This window comes from Ercella succinigenes (assembly GCF_900002895.1).
In genome coordinates this window covers 1-18,612 of record NZ_CDHP01000021.1, presented here as the reverse complement: position 1 = coordinate 18,612, position 18,612 = coordinate 1, and the positions used below count along the sequence as shown (strand labels likewise).

Genomic DNA, 18,612 nt, shown 5'->3' with positions numbered 1-18,612 from the left:
TTATTGTTTTACTGATCCAGCAGTTAAACTACTGATAAAATATTTTTGCAAGAATATAAACATGAAGATTAGTGGAATACTTGCGATAACAGAAGCAGACATCATATCGTTCCACAATATTTTGTAGAATCCATTAAGTTCTGCAATACCTACAGGAACGGTTTTGTTGCTGGGGCTTATCATAAGAGTCTGTGCAAACATATATTCATTCCATGCTGTAATAAACGAGTAAATGGATGTTGATGCAACTCCAGGTAATGTCAAAGGAAAAATAATTTTTGCAAACACTTTAAACCTGCTACATCCATCAATTATTGCTGCCTCGTCAAGCTCTAATGGTATGGTTTTAAAGAATCCTGTCATCATCCAAGTGCAAAATGGAACTGTAAATGAAACATATACAAATATTAGACCTACTAAAGAATCCTTAAGTCCATATGTATCAAGGACTTTGTAGAATGGAATCAAAAGCATAATTGAAGGAAACATCTGACTTATCAGCAAAAATGTTAGAAAGCTCTGTCTCCCCTTGAATTTAAATCTTGTGACTCCATATCCTGCAAAACTAGAGAATACTACCGATATAAAAACTGAACCTAAAACTATCAATATACTGTTTTTGAAATATGTCAGGAATGGATATTCAGACCATAATCTCTTATATGATTCAATAGTTGGATTCTCTGGTATCCATTTTGGTGGGATGGTTATCGTTTCAGCTTCTAGTCTTAGTGATGTGGATAACATCCATAGTATTGGTATAAGAACTAGTATTGAAGCAATGATCAATATGGTATATCCGCCAATACTTGATAGGTCAATTTTTGACTTTTTCAATTCATTTGTCTTCATTATCAAAAATCCTCCTATACAATGTACTTATGATTAGGCAAATAATGAAAACAATGACTGACATTGCTGCAGCTTTGCCGAAGTTGAAAAAGTCAAAAGCGGTTTTATATATATCTATAGATATGATTGAGGTGTCATTTCCAGGCCCGCCATTTGTCAGTAACCACACAATTGTAAAGTGCTTGAACCACCAAACTGTATCTAATACCAACGCAGTAACTAAAACTGGCTTTATACTTGGAAGAGTTATGTATAGAAGTGTCTGCCACTTATTCGCACCATCAATCTTACTTGCTTCAAATAGGTCAGCAGAGATGCTTTGGAGACCCGCTAGTACATTGATCATTATTAGAGGGTAGCCTTTCCATACACTAACAACTATAACTGCTATAAAGGCATATTTTGTATCTCCAAGCCAAGAGATATTTGTCTCTATAAGACCTAATTGCAGTAGAAAAGCATTTAGAATTCCATATAATGGATTCATAATCCACTTAAACAAAAGGGCGATAACAACTTCAGGCATTATCCACGGAAGAACTAGGAGAGCACGAAATAACGTATTGAACTTTCTTTTTTTATTTACTAGAAGTGCAAACCAAGTACCAAGAAAGAAATGGGCAATAACCACTATTGCTGTATATCTAAGTGTAAGTAATATTTTCTTGGTAAAATCAGGGGTTTTAAATAGATCAATATAATTTTGCAGACCTTTAAAATCCCAAATGTTTGACATATTAGTTTTAAAAAAGCTTATGTAAAAACCATATATCAACGGATAAACTACTAAAGCGGCTAGAGTTACAAGTGCAGGGAATATAAAAACATACCCAAACAGTTGCATTTTACTCATATTGTGGACATTAAACCCTTTGCCACCCCTCTTGAGTGGTACATTAAGCTGAGACATTATTTCCTCCTGTCAAATCTGTAATTGATTACCAATCAGCAACAGAATTGTCATCTTCTTGGAATGTTGTGGGGCAAGTCCACTTGCCATCAAATTTTAGCTTCGCCAATTCATCTTCGTTTATCTCAAAACCAAGACCTGGTTTTTGGGGAATCTCAAAGTATCCGTCAACAATCTTGAACGGTTCTTTGAATATTCCTACACCTAAGTCATGCCCTGTGCTTGTTGTAGGATGCTCTTGTGCAACAAAGTTAGGAATGCATGTATCAACCTGCAAGCATGATGCCAAAGCAATTGGTCCAAGCGGATTATGAGGCGCTATCGATGCATAGTAATTTTCTGCCATTGCAGCTATTTTTATAGTCTCAAGTATTCCACCAGCATGGCTTAAATCAGGTTGATAAACTTCAGCTACTTGCTTCTCAATCGCTTCTCTAAATCCCCATTTTGTGAATAGTCTTTCGCCTGTAGCTATAGGAATGCTAGTAGATTGTCTAATTTTGACCATTGTGTCAACATTCTCTGGTAGACATGGCTCTTCAATAAACATAGGGAAATATGGTTCAAGCATTCTACATAATCTAATTGCATTAGCTGGTGAAACTCTTCCATGAAAATCAAGAGCTAAATCAACATGTGGCCCGATTGCTTCTCTTACAGCAGCAATCTTATCAACATACTCTTCAAGTTTAAATTTAGTTTCAAGCGGCCTAAGAGGAAAATCTGCGGGCATTTTTAATGCGGTAAATCCTTGTTCTACTCTTTTTTTTGCGAGGCTTGCATACTCTTCCGCTGGTGCTCCATCTCTATCTGGAGAAATATGTGCATAAGCTCTAATTCGATCACGACATTTACCGCCTAGAAGTTGCCATACTGGTACACCATAGTATTTCCCTTTAATATCCCAAAGTGCCTGTTCTATTCCGCTCATAGCACTTACTAGTATAGCTCCACCTCTGTAAAAAGTTCCGCGATACATATATTGCCAAATATGCTGAATATCGAGTGGGTTCATGCCTTTTATCATTTCTCCATAAACCCTGACCGCTTCTTCTACAACTGTACTTCTTCCCTCAATCACTGGTTCGCCATAACCAACAATACCTTCGTCAGTGTACAATTTTAGGAAAAGCCATCTGGGCTTGATATGAATGAGTTCAAGATTTGTGATTTTCATGTTCACCCTCCTTATTTGCTGTTTTGCTTTTTAGCAAAGTTCTCTATTTCTTTTTACTACATGGAGTAAATTGTCATCAGGATCCAAAAAGAAACACGTCCATACTCCAGGCATCGTCTCTGCTGGCGGACTAATTATTTGAGGACTTTTATCTTTTACACGCTCATAGAACTCATTTATATCGTCTACTTTAAAAGCAAGATGATATATTCCTTTTCGGTTCATACCAGAATCACTTTTATCATTTTCAGCTGCAAGAACAAATTCAATCATTTGTCCAAATGAATCTGAAATGAAGTAGTTACCTTTTTTGTTATCATCAACCACTTCAAAGTTAAATAAATCGCAGTACCATTTTGCCAGGTACTCTGTTCTACTTGACTTAATCGCACTATGCTCTATTTTTATTGGATTCATGATAATCTCCTTACAAAAACCTGCTATAACTAGGAAAAGTTGTTACTGTTAGAAATCGTTCGCCATCGCGAACCACGTTCTCTATTTCGATTATATCACCACATCTGTCATTGTCAACAATTCAATAGAAAGATAAAGCATTTTGATGCATACACCAATTATTCAGACAATAATTTGTGCTATTGCACATTTAACTAAATCGTTTTAGGTTTATTTGTGTATATTAACTATAATGAGCAAGATGTTATAAAATCTACTTGCAAATCTATACCTCGTTCGCTATTATGAATGCAAGACAACCATTCGCAATGGCGAACTCATTAAAAGGAGGCATACGATGTCTATTGACAACTATCAAATGAATAAAACATCTGCAAGAACTGTTGATATCCTTGAATTCATATCGCAAAGCAGTGATGCTGTAACTATTGCCCAAATAAGCAAAGAATTAGGCATACCAAAGAGTAGTGTTTTCGACATAGTTCATACTCTTGTAAGAAAAAGATTTCTTGATACAAATGAAATTACCAAAACATTCCAATTAGGATTTAAATGCTTTGCCGTGGGAAATGCATTTACCAACAAGAGTGATCTTCAATCTTTATCAAGACCAGCTCTTCAAAGGATAAGCAACGAGACTCACGAAACTGTATTCTTAGCCGTTGAAAATAACGGTATGATAGTATACCTTGATAAAGTAGAAGGCCAATCCCCAATTAGAACCAGCTGTGTTATAGGGGAAAGAAACTACCTTCACTTAACAGGACTAGGGAAGGCTATTCTTGCAACTTACTCAGACAATAGGGTTAAAGAGATTACCGGCGGTGGTGATTTGATTACAAGAACTCGAACCACACATAGACATTATGATGATCTATTAGAAGATCTTTCTAATATAAGAGAAAGAGGTTACTCAATTGACAATGGCGAGGGAATTGATAACCTTTACTGTATTGCTGCACCAATTGTCGACAAGGACAACAAAACAGTCGCAGCCATTAGTATTGCTACTCTATATTCTAAAATGTCAGAGGAAAAGATAAAATACTTCAGTTCTCTAATAATGAACGAAGCCATGAATGTTTCACGCAGTCTTGGATTTACTTCTAGCGATTTGTATGCAGGATATTATAATGGAAGCAACGGATGAGGTTTTTTTATCAAAGATTAAGTAGTTGCAATCATCCTCAAAATCTATAAAAACTGTTTCACAAAAACCTCCATCCTGCTCTGTACGGGTCAGTAACATCTAATCCGCTCTGTACGCGGTCATAGAGCCTTCATGCATGGACTAGTTCCCGCTGAGCAAATAAATCATCGTTTTTCTAATTAAAACATTTATCACTAAAAAACCAGAAAGGCTTATATCAAGCCTTCCAGAGAACACCTCTTTATTTTCTTGACATCAATACTACCGTTTCAGCATGGCCCGATAGGCTCATGGAACTGGCCACCAAAAGTGCAGAGAAAACGTCTGCACCTACTTCCATCTGGTCTGTATTTTTCGTTTTGTCCGCTCAGGGAATAGGTCAATAGTGGATTTTATGGGGGTATTCTGTTCAAGGGAACAGTTCAAAAGTTTTTGTCTGTTCGAGGGAATAAGTCAATATTAGTTTTAAATCTCACTGACTCAATCATTGCTAGAGTGGCTGGTACTCGGCTATTTTTGTTTTAATCAAATTGCTTAATTGCTTAATATTTCTAAGTATGTCAGCCGCTGTATCGTTATTATCAAGCAGCTCTGCACTCGAATGAGATAGGGGGTTGGAGTTCCTTATTTCATGGGCTTTTTCAATAATCTTGTCGGCATCAGAAATTCCAGTATACAATTGCTTGAAAGCACCTTCCTTGTAATATCCCTTGTAGTTGGGCTTACCCTTCGCTCGATTGCCATTTATGGTGTAGGCTAAATGAGCCGAAATTCTGTCAAAGAAATTCTTATAGTATGCAAAAGCTGATAGGTAATTGTTTTTCTTCATTTCCACCATGTACAGAAAATATAGGAAAAATAGTTTGTCATCCTGTTCATAATAAATTGATGTTTTAAATTTACTTATATATTTCTCCTTAGATTTGCTCATTGAAACCAAAAATGACGATTTGCAGAATAACTCATAATACAAATGAACGGACTGTTCTTCATCTTTCAAAATATTCAATAAATCGTCGTGGTTGAAACTCCTTTGCAAAAGATAATTTATGGCAAGTGATGTGTCATACACATTCCATACACCCATTCTGTTTGCTTCAAACAGCTTTGAAAGCATAGCTTTGATGAGTCTCCCGTCTTGTGTCTTTAGCAATATAAGTGTGAAGCGTTTTGTATCCAACTTCAAAATGTTATAATCAAAACATACAAGATTGATGAGTGTTTCAATAATTCGAGTGTCCTTAAACAGCGGATGCTTCTCATAGACGAGCGAATTATATATTTCATGCGGTGTATATTCGGTTTTCGGGATATTGAAAATATCATTAATCAATTCAAGATATTTAGCAGCATCCAAACTATAATCAAGCAATGACTCTTTTATACTTTCAAGGAATTTTAATAAAAGATCACCGTCTACAAAATCAGTGATATTGCATTCTTTTCCATTGAATTGCTCATCATACAGAGATTTCTTTAATTCCACACTTATGTCTATAGTAGGCCTCCAAGAAGTCTTTCCTCTGTTAAGAGATAAATTCAACTTTTTCAATTCACTTGAGTATTCGTTTATGATTCGATTAACCATAGGGGTGATCATATTTTCGGGTAAGTACGAATTGAACAAAATATACAAATCGTCAACGTATCGAACCATAGAAAATTCTGTTATATAAGGTACTTTGTCAGTAATAAATGAAAAGAGCTTTGAATCTGGTGTTTCCAAGTAAACAACCGTCGCTAAAAATGAAGAGGCCGCACAGCTCTCAATAAGAGGAAACTCCCCTTGTCCCAAACACAACAGTAGTTCTTTGTAAACCATTAAGTCCTTTTGCGCTATTTTAACGCCAGTTTCCGCGAATCTAAGATTAATAATATCAAACAATTTGTTCATATCAATATTAGGGAAAAAGTCTTTGACATCCGTTTTTATAAAATATCGATATGACTGGGATAAGTCGTTTAGCGTCTTAAAAAAAATGTCGTAGTCTTTTTTATAGTAAAGTCTATCTTCGTCATAATTCCCGGCATAAAACACTTTAATTGAAGACTGACGAAGTGGCTGATACTTTTTCGATATACTTTTTCCAATCGTCAATGCCACAAGATACATAGTTGGAGATACTAACGAGGAATTTCTAAAATTACCGTCGCCTTTCATGATGTAATTATTTGTGATGAGCCAATTCTCTGAATAATATAAATATATGCCTGATTTTATGTAATCTTTATAAAAGTCTTCACTAATCAGCGTTTCTTTTTCCTTTGCAGATAGACATGTAAATGGATACCATTGCAGATACATTCTTTTGCGTCCGCGCTTTTGAAGGCTAATCTGTGAGCAGATCATTTTCCAATCTTCATATTCGAAAGCAAACAACTACTCACCACCTCTAATCAAATAATATTTAGCGCAACGGAGCAAAACGTCAACGGAAACCTATTTGAGTGCAATTTCATGAAACCTTTTCTGGATGAATTTATCAATTTCTCCCTCGTTGTCATCAGCTCGATAACGAAGGAGAGTATAAAAATCTTCGTCTATCAATGGGATTATTAACCCGCGACTGTCGCGATATGTATCTGAACAGCGTAACAAGAACGTGTCCATTTCATCGATTGTTCTGCAAGTGATAATGCCCATTTTCCCACGATTAGGACTGAAACGTCCTCCAATTTGATCCAGTTCTGGATTTGCTACATCTCTGGAATAGTTTTTACACTCAACCATAATAAAACGCGATGGAATATCATGTGTGTTGGACAAGCGGAAAAAGAATCCACTTTCAGCGCAATTATCAAAAACAATATCAATTCGTTTTCGCTTATCATGGATTTCCTGTTCTATAGTTGGTGCACATAGGTAAGGATAAAACAGCAGTTCCATAATGCCAACTATAGTTCGATGGTAAACAGTGGCGCTCTTTCCTCCTGGTGGTATTTCGCAAAGGCGCTTTTCTAAATAAGCGCAAATGGAAGAAACACTTTCTGTAGAAATATCTGCATTGGAAACTGGACGTATTTTTGATTTTGTTATCTTACGAAAGTCCTTGAATATTTCTGGATATTTATCCGTGAATTGTGCCAACCAGTTTTTGTCTATAGATTGACTTCTCTCCTCCTGTTCTCGTATTGATTTTTTTGTTACATATTTAGTTCTTGCCTTATCCTTTCGTCGCTGAACTAATGGTCCATTCAAACGCAATTGTTCATTTTGTAAATAATTCAAGACAAAATGCTGCAGATATTTTTGAGGCGTATATTCCTTTGAGAAAGATACAATGCGTTTCGGCACAAGGAGTATCTTTCGATCATTCACAATTAACATTTCAGTAAACCGAATATCCCATGAATTTGTTTTACGATTCCAGAAAAATCCCGATGGCACTCCCTCAATTAGCGGGATATCCAATAAAACGCACTGCGCTTTGGTATATTCAATCAGTTGCTTTTTTATAATATTGGCTGTCATATCAGACATTTTATCTTTGTCAACATTGTCAACAAAAATGCGAAAATCCTCAATGTCTTCCATTATCCCCGTCTGCAACGCCTTACTTTCCTTAAGGCTTTTAAATATTCTGCTGGCATCTGACGGCCCCATTCCTTTGCCTTGAGGAGCAGATCGCGAAAAACCTAAGCAAATTTCATTGGTCTCTCCAAGATGGCTAAACAAGTCCTCTGCATCTTTCATCCTATCATCCCTCAACGCACATAGGAGGCAATCAAAATAACTCCTCAAGCTTAGATGCGCTTCTAATGCGAAAGGAAAGTCACTTTTCGCAATAAAATACGGATCTAGAAATAATGGGGTGTCTGTATTAGTATCGACATCAACAAAATCCAATTCATACTGTGACTTGGACAGCCCAAATCTTTCGCTTATTCTCAATCTTCTCACTCCCTTTCAAATCACATACTTTTTTACTAATTAATTGCGTATTCCGATGAATAACTTTTCAATGTAATCACTGTCATCCATAAACAGCACGTGATTTGCGTTCCATTCTTCAATAGTTACGCTTTTATCTGCAAGTTCAGTAAATTTTGTTGTAGATAGAATGAACGAATTCAACGACACAGATGACACCTTCAGCGCTTCCTCTATCTCGGTTTTCAACCGCCTATATAAACTGACCTTACTCGAAGCAAATGACTCTCTCGCCATCCCATGCGGTTCAATGAATGTGATGTGTTGCTTTCCGCCGGCAATCATCCACAGGATGAAATCCGGATAAAATCCAGCGGCATCAAAAAACCCAATACCTTTTTTACTGCGATTACGGATTAAGTATAGCTCCTTATCCGTAAAGAAATCGGCATGAGAAGTAATATGTTTTTGCAGCGCCTTAACAAATTTCACCTCGTCCTCGTTCAGCGCGACGGGGGATATACCAATTTCAATGTTTCCTTTTGCCAAATACAAAAGGGGATTATACAAGTGCGCCGGAACGTTGATTGTTTCCAAATCTCCTTGACGCGGAATAGCGAAGGTCGGCAGTCTCTTTTCTTTTTTCGCCTTTTTAACTTCATCAATTATCTGACGCAACCATAATATTGTAGTTTCGTTTTCACTTGTGTCATCAATGCTGATGCTATACTCGTCTTTTTCTTCGTTCAAGAAATTTTCGTTGCTGTCTTCCATTGGAACAAGATCATATCCGACAACCTGTGATTCCCATCGATTTTGCTTCGAATAATAAAAACGATCGAAATACTTTGTAAGCAAGGCTACGGCTATTCTTTCAAACCGCTTGTAATCCTCAAAACTCCGCACGACAAGCTCATCCTCTGGTATGAGAAGCTTGTACCACTGGCTATTCTGAAGTAAATCCTTTAAATCCTGTCGTGTGATATTTACATTATGCCGCGCTTTTTCAGTCTTATATCTTTGCAGATCGGAGTAAATTGCATCATAGTCCAATAAAGCATGATGCTCTGGACCAAGTACAGCCACGTTTTTTGTGACCTCGCCTGAACTATGTTTTTGCGATGATTCAAATTGAACCTTGGAATAACAGTCAAGAGTGACCACCGGCAAACCAGATTCAAAGCGCAAGAAGGGTTTTGCTGCTGCTTTCCTAAAATCCGCATCGCCTTTTACACGAAGAGAATAAAGCCCTCTGTTATTATAATCCTTGTTCCTAATCACAGGCATTTTTAAAGTTAAAGGTTGACCTTTTTCGCTCGGAACACCTTCTGCTTCGAGAAACTCTTTGAATTGTTTCATGTAGTCAGCACGGACTCCGAATATATTCAGCGTTTCTAAAATGCCAATGTGCTTCGGCACAATAGTTTCCGGAAAATCCTTTTTATAGTAATTGCTCCGCTTCAGCGACATCCCTCGGCCTTTCAAGCGTACACCTCTACCGAAAAGCTGAATGATTTCGCTGCCTTCACTACGCCCAACATTCATAAGACCCATTGTAGATACCCGCCAGCAGTTCCAGCCTTCAGTAAATTTCTTTGAGCCGATAAGCAGGTTGATTGTTGACTTTGGCTTTGTAATGCCTTGAAACAGCGAATCAGAAAAATCTATAGAATCCGTATCAAATCCGTTCTCCGCACATAGGTTCAGAAGCGCCGAATCATCGCCGACGTTAATAGCGCCAAATGGCTCATTTTCACCAAGACGTAGTCGGATTTCGCCACTGATCCCTCGAAGATTCTCAATATGAAGATTAGCCCCAACCGAAGCACAGTTAAATACAGTTTTCAGAATATCCCTATACATCGCTGTTGGGTTCATACCAATCGCTGTGAGATATGGGAAGTTGTTTCTAAATATGTCTCTGTTTTTGCTATCGAGCAAACCTGTATTGCCGGAAAGTACACGTTGTATATTTGCTGTTGAGTCTGTTGCGTTTGATACAAAATCTTTAAAGAACAATAGGATGTCCACCACATCAGACACCCTACGCCCGCGTTCGGTACGCACGGCGTTGACGCTCGCCCCAACAAATACGAACAATGGGTTTTCAACATTGAAAGGTGCATATTCGCTTTCTTGTGAAAGATATAGCCTTTTCTGTTGATAATACGACATTAAGCAAGCAGTTAGATATACATTGCGTTTCATTGCATCGCTGTCGTCTGGTAGGTTTATGATATTGTAATCTTTGCCGTAACCATCCCCATAGAAGTACTTATAGGAATAGTCAGAGATGATGCATTTGGCATAACGGTCGGTAAGTAACTTATCGCTTGAGGCGGCAATTGCTTGTCCGAAAGTTGCGGAATATTCAAAGGAAAAGCCATCCGAACATAGCTCGTCCCTGTATTTCTGCCACTTGCCCTCTTTGCCGGAAGATGAGCCACGATGTCCTTCATCCACATATACGACGTTGCGGTTACCAAAACGTTTAACAGAGACTACGGTGTCTTGGTCTTTGTCACCTAACTTCGTATTTTCAAGCACACTGATTTCATTGGCGTTCTGCGACCAACGACTGGCTAACTTATCATAAATTCGCGCGGAAATACCGGAAGCGGTATAATCCTCGATGTGCTGGAGTGATAAACCTTCCTTCGGTGTCAGCAAAATGTATGTTGCATCGTCCGGCAGTTTCCCTTCTGAATAATGCAGATACTGATAGAAATTAACATGCATAATGAGCGTTTTACCGCTGCCTGTAGCATTCCACACAGCAATTTTGTTAAGGTCATTAGCTGTATATAGATCATATGTATCATTCGGATATTGCGAGTTAAATTCTGCAACATAGGCGTTCAAGCCGTCAAGCAAGCCATGACGATTATTAAAATATTCATCAAGGTAATATTCAATAAAAAGAAGCGAGAGGTACTGAAAGTATTTTAGCACCATCGGCTCGGTTCGTTTATCGTTGATCTTCCTCATGTGGGAAACGATGTTCAGGTCATAGCGAGCAAGCACATCCTCGCTTATCGCACATTTGCCACTGAATTGCGTTATGAGCTGTTTTAAAAAGCCTGTGACACCTTCACCGTCGATTTTCTCCAGCGACGGTTTTTTTATATTAGCGGAGAGATCCCGCAATTTATCAACACCAAACTGTGACAGCAGATAACGGTTCAATATAAGCTTTTGGTAAAATTTTAGCTGCGGCTCGTTAGCCGTTGTTCTTCTTGCCATTGTGCCGCCTCCTTATTCCGCGTCCTCGAACATACGCTTTTTCATTTCCTCATCGATGAGGTTGATCTGCCAGCTTTCACCGTTGCCACGCAGGTTTAAAAGGTTATTGTCGCAGTTAACATATATCCGTTTGAAGCTCCGCGCGTTCGGAAGCGAGAGGAAATAGGCATCGAGTGCCGCATTATCCTTTTCAATGTCGCCTGTCATTTCACGCCAGATAACCAGTGTTTTATCACCACTCGGCGTAGTTCCTTCAACAGCTTTGAATGTATATGTTTCTCCGGCTTTGAGCGCAGCGGAAACAGCGCCGTATTCGCCCGTGGCAAAATCAGCGTCAAAGGATATTAACGCATGGCTTTTCTCGACCGTAAGCCCAATGAGGTAGTTGAAGGTTTCCACAAGGTCGACGGCGCGCTCTGCGCTTTCGAAATTGCGTGTGATATTCATTTTGTAGCTGAACGGCTTGTCCAGCATATTCACATTGAGTAAGCTAACGCTGCCATTTGCTTCCGTACCGAGCATGTAGGAGAGCATATATTCTTCCCGCGCATCGGCAAGCAAATCATAATTAATGCCTTGAAGGACGATGTTGTTCAGGGCATCCTCGTAGGATTCGAGACGAAGATACTTGAAGGCGTGGGATGTACCCTTGCGAGAGACGGGCTTCCCGTCTTTCCACTTATCGGAATAAACAACTTTTTCAACTCGCAGTTTTGTTGTTGTATCAAAATAATCGCCCATCTCAACAAGTATGTACTTGTGGTTACTATTGTCCTTATGATTCAAATTAATTATCGCGTGACCAGTTGTTCCCGAACCAGCAAAGAAGTCAAGAGTAAGCTGGGGATGATTAGCGGATATAAGCATTTCATACAAAGAAACAGGGTGCGCATACGGGAATTCCAAACCCAACTTATCTAAATCTGCTTTACCGCTATTGCCATTTTCAATCACTGATGCAATTTGCCTTGTAGCATCATCAGACAAAAGTACCTTTTTTTGCGGTTGAGTAGTATCGTCTTTACCGAATACAATAATTCCAGCATCAATCAACTCTTTCATGGTTTCCGGTGTCCTTGACCAACCGCTTGATGGAACAGGACAAGCCTTACCTGTAACAGGATGAATAAGTGGAATAAAGTATTTCGGGTCCGTACGTTTTTCTGGTGCTCCCATAGCTACCAGACGATAAATATTTCCATCATCATCCAATAAGTGATAGGCTTTATCACCGCCGGAAAACTTCTCATCTTTTGATACCATCTTTGCAAAAGCAGTTCGAGAGGCAGTGTTTACACCATGATTCTCACTAATAGCCTTCTGAGCAAATTCCTTAAGTTTCTGAATGTTGTCATTTTTTGCGTATATCATCCCATCATAATTTGAACGATAAATGACATATTCGTGCTGAGTCGCGACACCTTTACGTCCGAGCATTGGATTCAGTTTGTTCCAGACGATCGTTCCCACGCTTGGTAATGTGTATTCATCGAATATTTTAAATAGTAACTCGTACTCGTTTTCATCAATATGGCATTTGAACGAGCCATTATCTTCATCAATCAAACCATATGCTAATCCAATGCGATCATACATCATACTTGCCCAGCTCGAATGACGGTAGTTGTTTTTGTATAAGAAACCGCTCGTATCTGTATTGTACGGTGGGTCAATCTGGATGGCGTTAATTTTATTACGATAGCGGACTTGTAAGAAGCTGAGTGCTTGATAGTTTTCGCTATGTATCATTATGCCGTCAAGATCTTCATCCAAACTATCAATGCTGGCAACAAGACGCTCTTTGAATTCCTTACTGAAAAAAGCAGTGTCCAATACAAGAAACGAATTCTGCTTTAGGAAATCTACCGCAAGCGGCACGGAATAAGTCAGCGTAGCGGCAGTTACAAGGTCGCCCTCGGTGCCTTCAATCTCGTCAATTGCAAATAGACGCACCCATTCCTCACGCTGCGCTTCATTGGCGGCAATTTCGGGATACATTGATTCCGGCACACGGTCAAGAGTGATGCAGTAATTCGTTTCGACCACGAATTTCTTTTTAAGGTATAACTTCTTCTGAAAGTCCTCAATCTGCGCAAGGAAGGTGATAATCTTCCGCGCAATTATACGGATGACCTTTGCTTTTGTCAGGTATCCCTTTGTTTTTGCCTCATCCTGCTCATCAATATCGTCAAGGTAAATCACATCATTTTTTATATAGAAATCAAGCTCGCGGCGCAGGAATTTACCCAAGTCTTTGTGTATGAAGTAATCAAATGTGTTGCGGGCTGTATAACGATTCAGTTGGCGTTCCAACAACGTTTTATTGTCAGTGACCGTCATAATGGCGGAAAACGGAACATATTCCGGTTGTGTTTGCACAGCTGCAAAAGCCTCAACAATGTCTGTTATATGCCTTGCCTGAGCTGTTTTGCCGCTATATTCCGAAGCCTTGTATTCAACGTAAACATACAGCTCACCGCCAACAACTTCAAACGACTTATCAGTATGAAGCTGAAAGAACCGTTTTTCACTTGATTTATTGTTATCCCGTTCGGTTTCAGCATCAATAAGCTTAAAATGGATGGTTTCACCGTACATCGTTTTGAAGGTATAATCTTTAAAATATTCGCTGGTCTTCACGTAATACTGGTCGGCATTCGCCCAATGTAACTTAACCTCCTCGCCCTCGTAGGGAATGGTGTATGCTCCATCCTTATAGCGACGCTGAGATATAAAATCTCCGTCATCATAATAGCGGGAGAAGAAGTTCGTCAAATGATTATATACATCGGCCTCAACAGCTGTAATATCAACGCTTCCAGCAAGCGACTTTTTCTGTTCTTCATAAGCAGCAATTGCAGTAGCTTTAATTGCTCCGGGCAATGATCCGCTTTTTGTTTCTGCAATTTGCCTGTTAATTTCTGCAATGCTGGACGTAGTATCTAAGGCCGCAAGCTCACTCAAACCATCAGAAATTTGAGCGGGTAATTCTTCTTCAATAAATCGGCTGACCTCGTCGCGTTTCATACGCATAATACGATATATGCCAAAATCGAGATCTGCCTGGTCAAATTGAAACATCTCACGGAGAATGTTCAATAATTTTTTCTGATTATCTGTCATTTCGTAGTACCTTCCTCTCGGTTAGCCTAATCAGGAACGAATTCCATTATTTCGGAAATATCACATTCCAATGCTTTACATATACGCAGGAGTACTTCAGTATTCACATTCTCGCCTTTGCCTAGCTTGGCAATTGACGCAGAACTGATAACTGTCAAATTTCGCAAGTTCTGCCTTTTTATCTTCTTGTCGATTAATTGCTTCCATAAGTTATTGGAATTAAAATGCATGATATCAACTCACATCATTCTTCTTGGGATTGCGGTAAATCAAATATGCAATCATGCAAAAACCCACACTGTTCTTCGCCGACAACGCCAGTGAAGATGATTCGGTTCACCCTATTTTGTTCATAATTAAGTTTAGGCAGCGTCCGTTTGTTTTCCACAATTATTAGCTGCCCCATTTCACGGCTATCCATAAAGTACTTGAACAAAGCGTTTTGTGCGTTCTCTGGTATTTCATTCTTTGTACCATCACCAATTCAATGCAGTGGCGTTTCAATAATGTGTAACTTAAGATTACAAACGGTAATTTCCTTCATAAATCATCTTCAATTGTTTAGTTCCTATCATCTTCTGATACATGCTCCATTATATCTCCTGGCTGCAAATCCAGTGCTGTACAAATCTTGTCAATCATCTCTGTTGTTACCGTTCCACCTTTTGATATTTTCGACATAGTTACTGTTGATATGCCTGCTAACTTACATAGTTCAGACTTGCTCATTTCCCTTTTATTTAGAATGTCTAGAAGCTTATAAAACTTGATTGCCATACTCTTAACCCCCCTACTAAAGCAATAATTCACTACCAATTATTGTACCACAAATCAAGCAATCGTTATCTTTATTATGCTTTCATTAAATTTATTTGACATTCATTTATGCTTATGCTACTATAATATTGTGAACGTTATATTTATTTTGCGTTCGTTATACGAAAGGAGTGATGCTAATGATTGCAAATAAAAATGCCATGTAAGTTGAATCAGAACTTACATGGCGTGCTCAGGCCCAATCTCGATTAAAAACTGAAGCCGTATGCATGATTATGATATCACATTAATAACTAGATAGCATCATCACATCCGGCTTCCAAATCATCTAACATTAAATAATTTGGAGGTTACTATCATGATAAACAATATGATCGATGAAACATATCTTACAGTAAAAGACGTTAGAGAATATCTCAGGATTAGTCAATCAGCGGCCTACTCGTTAACACATAGCAAAGATTTCCCAGTATGTCGCATGGGTGGCACTATTCGTATACCAAGAGAACCTTTCCTCGCCTGGGTTAATCGTCATACACACATTCCTACCTATCTAGACGAATACATGAACAAGATGAAAGAGGTGGGTTGATATGGCAGGGAAAAGATCTCACGGTGAAGGAACAATTCATCAATTGCCAAGCGGAAAGTGGCGCGGACTTGTCATGAATGGGTATACAAAAGCAGGCAAAAAGAGAATGGTATCTTTTATTTGTGAAACCAAAAAGCAAGTAGTTGAAAAAATAAGAGATTATAAAACTCAACAGTCACAAGGAATGAACTTAAATGATAACTATGAATTTTCTGAGTGGGCTAACGAGTGGTATGAAAGCTACAAAGGTCAAGTTCAGCCATCCACATACAGCAATTATAGGTATACTCTGAACATTCTTAAAAGGCTGTTTGGGAGCACACCTATAAAAGACATCTTACCTATGCAAATCGCACACCTATTGAATAAACTTTATCGTGAAGGCTATTCAAAATCGCAAATCACCAAGTGCCGTGCAATGCTAATTCAAATATTTGATGCAGCTGAAAGTAACATGCTGACAATTCATAATCCGGCAAGAAAAGCAAAACCCATAAAAGACATTAGCGAATTTGATTATAACAACATCTATGACAAAGACGCTTTTAGCCAAGATGAAATCAAAACACTCTTTGAAAAATTACCCAGCAATCTGATAGGTCATAGTATTAGATTGCTACTTAGTACTGGTATGAGAGTGCAAGAACTCCTTGTATTAGCACCAGATGATATATCTATAGATGGATCAGTAATCAACATTAACAAGGCAGTCAAGACTGTTGATGGCAAGGCTATGATGGGTCCGCCCAAGAGCAAAAGAAGCATCCGCAGTATTCCTGTACCACCAGAATGCCAATCGAGCGCTTTATTCTTACGAGAGCATGCCAGAGGTGTTTTTGTCTGGTCAACCTCAATTAAGCATCCTATATATAGTGTTGGAAGTTTTAGAAGCAAGTATTACAACACAATAAAAGAAGTACCTGGGGTTAGACGGTTATCACCACATTGTTGCAGACATACATACATTACAATGCTTCAGGCAAAAGGCATCTCTATGGAAACTATTGCCCGACTCGTAGGTCATGCAAGAGTATCTACAACTGATGGATATCTACATGTTTCTATCGAAACACTATCAAATGCAGTAAATGAACTTAACAACGAACTAATTAAATTTATGGAGGAATAATTATGTTTTCAGATAAGGTTATATTAGATAAACTCACAGATCTTCGCGAATTGAGCTTCAGCGCTTACATCAACGTTAAACTGAACGTCGATGCCATTCTTCAAAAGTTATCAATAATTGAAGCAGATAGAGCCATGGAGAATTGGTTTGATTCTGAACACAAAATTTATCAAATTAACAGTAACTCATTCACGCTTGTTGGTGATTATTTGGAAATAGATACATCTTATGCTTCAGCTTGTTATCTTGTAGTAATCGAAGGTATATATGCAGGATTATATATATACAACCAGAGCAACTTTGTTCAAGCACGAAAGCATCTATGGGGAAAAGATTGCATCAAGGATTTCTTCGATACCTTTAGCAATTATCTCGAAGTTGCCAATGAACCTGACAACGCTTTTGACCGCATTTTGAATCTAAAGGAGGGGTACTATGATCTTTGATTTTTCTGATTATTTAATCACAGGTACTACTCATAATAGTTTCTCTGGTATTCATAACAACCGAATGGCAGCCTATATAGCCCAAAATGGTTTGTGCTATGTAACCGGTAAGCCACTCATAGAGAAAGAGCGCGAACTTCACCATAGACTCCCTAGATTCTACGGTGGCACGGATACATCTGAAAATCTAATCCTTCTGGGGAAAAAGGTCCATAGACTAGTTCACAGCTACAATAACAATGAGATTTATCAATTGTTACGTGAAGTTAAGCCAACAGTTACTCAATTTAGGAGAATCAACCAACTTCGATTCGAAGCACACAGACAACCAATTGATCACTCATATTTCGAGAATGTATCATAGTGCGAATATTTCTATCAAACTAAAGCAGATTGTAAAACAATCTGCTTTTGAAATTTGAAACAATATATTGCAAAATTTCCACAATTACTAAATACGCTTAGCTGTATGCATAAAAAACTATCTCCTATGTTTTATAATTTATCTTAAAATAGTTTAAAATGTACTATATTATGTTTAAGATAAAACATGAATGGTATAATAGAAAAATGTGAAGAATAATATCAGGGAGGTTACAATGAATAGTCAAGTCCAAAAAGTTGGTGTAAATTGTCTTCCGGTATCTGCATGAATCAGGTGACAACATGCAGGTATGCTGCTCGTTCTGCTAACGCTTCTTTTCTTGCTGTTTCTCTCTCATCAAAGTAGCGATCCATTATGAAATACTTTTTGCCGGTCAACCATTTTTCATGGTGCTCCATCAGAACTGCTCCCATCAGTCGGATAAGACTGTCATCATTGGGGAATATCCGTATAACGCGTTCCCTACGACGTAGCTCTTCGTTGAGTCGTTCTATGCTGTTACTGGTTCTCAGTCGTTTGCGATAGGCTTCCGGCAAAGCA

Annotated in this window: 16 protein-coding genes; 5 read left to right on the top strand and 11 right to left on the bottom strand. The window is 38.4% G+C overall.

The window, feature by feature from the left end; all coding sequences use genetic code 11:
- Genes AC0KSB_RS06130 through AC0KSB_RS06115 form a run of 4 tightly spaced genes read right to left on the bottom strand, consistent with a single transcriptional unit; the run spans position 1 to position 3,356 of the window.
- Positions 1–852: a carbohydrate ABC transporter permease gene (locus AC0KSB_RS06130; RefSeq protein WP_472307364.1), complete on the bottom strand. Its 852-nt coding sequence runs from the start codon at positions 850–852 to the stop codon at positions 1–3.
- Complete coding sequence (locus tag AC0KSB_RS06125) at positions 839–1,762, bottom strand: carbohydrate ABC transporter permease (protein WP_472307362.1); 924 nt, start codon at positions 1,760–1,762, stop codon at positions 839–841. The genes AC0KSB_RS06130 and AC0KSB_RS06125 overlap by 14 nt, the downstream gene beginning before the upstream one ends.
- Positions 1,763–1,790: 28 nt before the next feature.
- Positions 1,791–2,939, bottom strand: a complete 1,149-nt coding sequence (gene dgoD, locus AC0KSB_RS06120; protein WP_472307360.1) for a galactonate dehydratase — start codon at positions 2,937–2,939, stop codon at positions 1,791–1,793.
- A 30-nt stretch (positions 2,940–2,969) separates the two neighbouring features.
- A complete protein-coding gene (locus tag AC0KSB_RS06115) occupies positions 2,970–3,356 on the bottom strand; it encodes a VOC family protein (RefSeq protein ID WP_472307358.1) in 387 nt (128 codons plus the stop codon).
- 337 nt (positions 3,357–3,693) lie between these two features.
- Here AC0KSB_RS06115 and AC0KSB_RS06110 point away from each other — a divergent pair, with 337 nt between their 5' ends.
- Positions 3,694–4,506 (top strand): IclR family transcriptional regulator, encoded by an 813-nt coding sequence (locus AC0KSB_RS06110; RefSeq protein ID WP_472307356.1) that lies wholly within the window; start codon positions 3,694–3,696, stop codon positions 4,504–4,506.
- Positions 4,507–4,996: 490 nt separating this feature from the next.
- Here AC0KSB_RS06110 and AC0KSB_RS06105 read toward each other — a convergent pair whose 3' ends face one another.
- The 6 genes from AC0KSB_RS06105 to AC0KSB_RS06080 form a co-directional block, all read right to left on the bottom strand.
- A complete protein-coding gene (locus AC0KSB_RS06105; protein WP_472307354.1) occupies positions 4,997–6,886 on the bottom strand; it encodes an AbiA family abortive infection protein in 1,890 nt (629 codons plus the stop codon).
- A 60-nt stretch (positions 6,887–6,946) separates the two neighbouring features.
- Complete coding sequence (locus AC0KSB_RS06100) at positions 6,947–8,200, bottom strand: hypothetical protein (protein WP_472307352.1); 1,254 nt, start codon at positions 8,198–8,200, stop codon at positions 6,947–6,949.
- A 237-nt stretch (positions 8,201–8,437) separates the two neighbouring features.
- Positions 8,438–11,620 carry a DEAD/DEAH box helicase family protein gene (locus tag AC0KSB_RS06095; protein WP_472307350.1) on the bottom strand — a complete coding sequence of 1,061 codons (3,183 nt, stop codon included), beginning with the start codon at positions 11,618–11,620 and terminating at the stop codon, positions 8,438–8,440.
- A 12-nt stretch (positions 11,621–11,632) separates the two neighbouring features.
- On the bottom strand, positions 11,633–14,743 hold the full coding sequence (locus AC0KSB_RS06090) for a site-specific DNA-methyltransferase (protein WP_472307348.1): 3,111 nt from the start codon (positions 14,741–14,743) through the stop codon (positions 11,633–11,635).
- Between the two features lie 26 nt (positions 14,744–14,769).
- The gene (locus AC0KSB_RS06085; RefSeq protein WP_472307346.1) at positions 14,770–14,973 is read right to left on the bottom strand and encodes a helix-turn-helix domain-containing protein; all 204 of its coding nucleotides are present in this window, start codon (positions 14,971–14,973) and stop codon (positions 14,770–14,772) included.
- A gap of 331 nt (positions 14,974–15,304) precedes the next feature.
- A complete protein-coding gene (locus tag AC0KSB_RS06080; protein ID WP_472307344.1) occupies positions 15,305–15,520 on the bottom strand; it encodes a helix-turn-helix domain-containing protein in 216 nt (71 codons plus the stop codon).
- A gap of 358 nt (positions 15,521–15,878) precedes the next feature.
- On the opposite strand from AC0KSB_RS06080, the gene AC0KSB_RS06075 reads away from it, so the two are divergent.
- From AC0KSB_RS06075 to AC0KSB_RS06060, 4 genes are read left to right on the top strand one after another with little or no spacing between them, the layout of a single operon-like run.
- On the top strand, positions 15,879–16,112 hold the full coding sequence (locus AC0KSB_RS06075) for a helix-turn-helix domain-containing protein (protein ID WP_472307342.1): 234 nt from the start codon (positions 15,879–15,881) through the stop codon (positions 16,110–16,112).
- 1 nt (position 16,113) lies between these two features.
- Positions 16,114–17,241 carry a tyrosine-type recombinase/integrase gene (locus tag AC0KSB_RS06070; RefSeq protein WP_472307340.1) on the top strand — a complete coding sequence of 376 codons (1,128 nt, stop codon included), beginning with the start codon at positions 16,114–16,116 and terminating at the stop codon, positions 17,239–17,241.
- Between the two features lie 2 nt (positions 17,242–17,243).
- Positions 17,244–17,687 (top strand): hypothetical protein, encoded by a 444-nt coding sequence (locus AC0KSB_RS06065; protein WP_472307338.1) that lies wholly within the window; start codon positions 17,244–17,246, stop codon positions 17,685–17,687.
- Entirely contained in the window at positions 17,677–18,051 is a 375-nt protein-coding gene (locus AC0KSB_RS06060; RefSeq protein ID WP_472307336.1) for an HNH endonuclease, read from the top strand. The genes AC0KSB_RS06065 and AC0KSB_RS06060 overlap by 11 nt, the downstream gene beginning before the upstream one ends.
- Positions 18,052–18,341: 290 nt before the next feature.
- Here AC0KSB_RS06060 and AC0KSB_RS06055 read toward each other — a convergent pair.
- On the bottom strand, positions 18,342–18,612 hold a 271-nt coding region (locus AC0KSB_RS06055; protein WP_472307022.1), incomplete at its 5' end, for a transposase.

Coding starts and splice junctions, on each gene's coding strand:
- AC0KSB_RS06130 (WP_472307364.1), bottom strand. CDS start 852: ATGAAGACAAATGAATTGAAAAAGTCAAAAATTGACCTATCAAGTATT.
- AC0KSB_RS06125 (WP_472307362.1), bottom strand. CDS start 1,762: ATGTCTCAGCTTAATGTACCACTCAAGAGGGGTGGCAAAGGGTTTAAT.
- dgoD (WP_472307360.1), bottom strand. CDS start 2,939: ATGAAAATCACAAATCTTGAACTCATTCATATCAAGCCCAGATGGCTT.
- AC0KSB_RS06115 (WP_472307358.1), bottom strand. CDS start 3,356: ATGAATCCAATAAAAATAGAGCATAGTGCGATTAAGTCAAGTAGAACA.
- AC0KSB_RS06110 (WP_472307356.1), top strand. CDS start 3,694: ATGTCTATTGACAACTATCAAATGAATAAAACATCTGCAAGAACTGTT.
- AC0KSB_RS06100 (WP_472307352.1), bottom strand. CDS start 8,200: ATGAAAGATGCAGAGGACTTGTTTAGCCATCTTGGAGAGACCAATGAA.
- AC0KSB_RS06095 (WP_472307350.1), bottom strand. CDS start 11,620: ATGGCAAGAAGAACAACGGCTAACGAGCCGCAGCTAAAATTTTACCAA.
- AC0KSB_RS06090 (WP_472307348.1), bottom strand. CDS start 14,743: ATGACAGATAATCAGAAAAAATTATTGAACATTCTCCGTGAGATGTTT.
- AC0KSB_RS06085 (WP_472307346.1), bottom strand. CDS start 14,973: ATGCATTTTAATTCCAATAACTTATGGAAGCAATTAATCGACAAGAAG.
- AC0KSB_RS06080 (WP_472307344.1), bottom strand. CDS start 15,520: ATGGCAATCAAGTTTTATAAGCTTCTAGACATTCTAAATAAAAGGGAA.
- AC0KSB_RS06075 (WP_472307342.1), top strand. CDS start 15,879: ATGATAAACAATATGATCGATGAAACATATCTTACAGTAAAAGACGTT.
- AC0KSB_RS06070 (WP_472307340.1), top strand. CDS start 16,114: ATGGCAGGGAAAAGATCTCACGGTGAAGGAACAATTCATCAATTGCCA.
- AC0KSB_RS06065 (WP_472307338.1), top strand. CDS start 17,244: ATGTTTTCAGATAAGGTTATATTAGATAAACTCACAGATCTTCGCGAA.
- AC0KSB_RS06060 (WP_472307336.1), top strand. CDS start 17,677: ATGATCTTTGATTTTTCTGATTATTTAATCACAGGTACTACTCATAAT.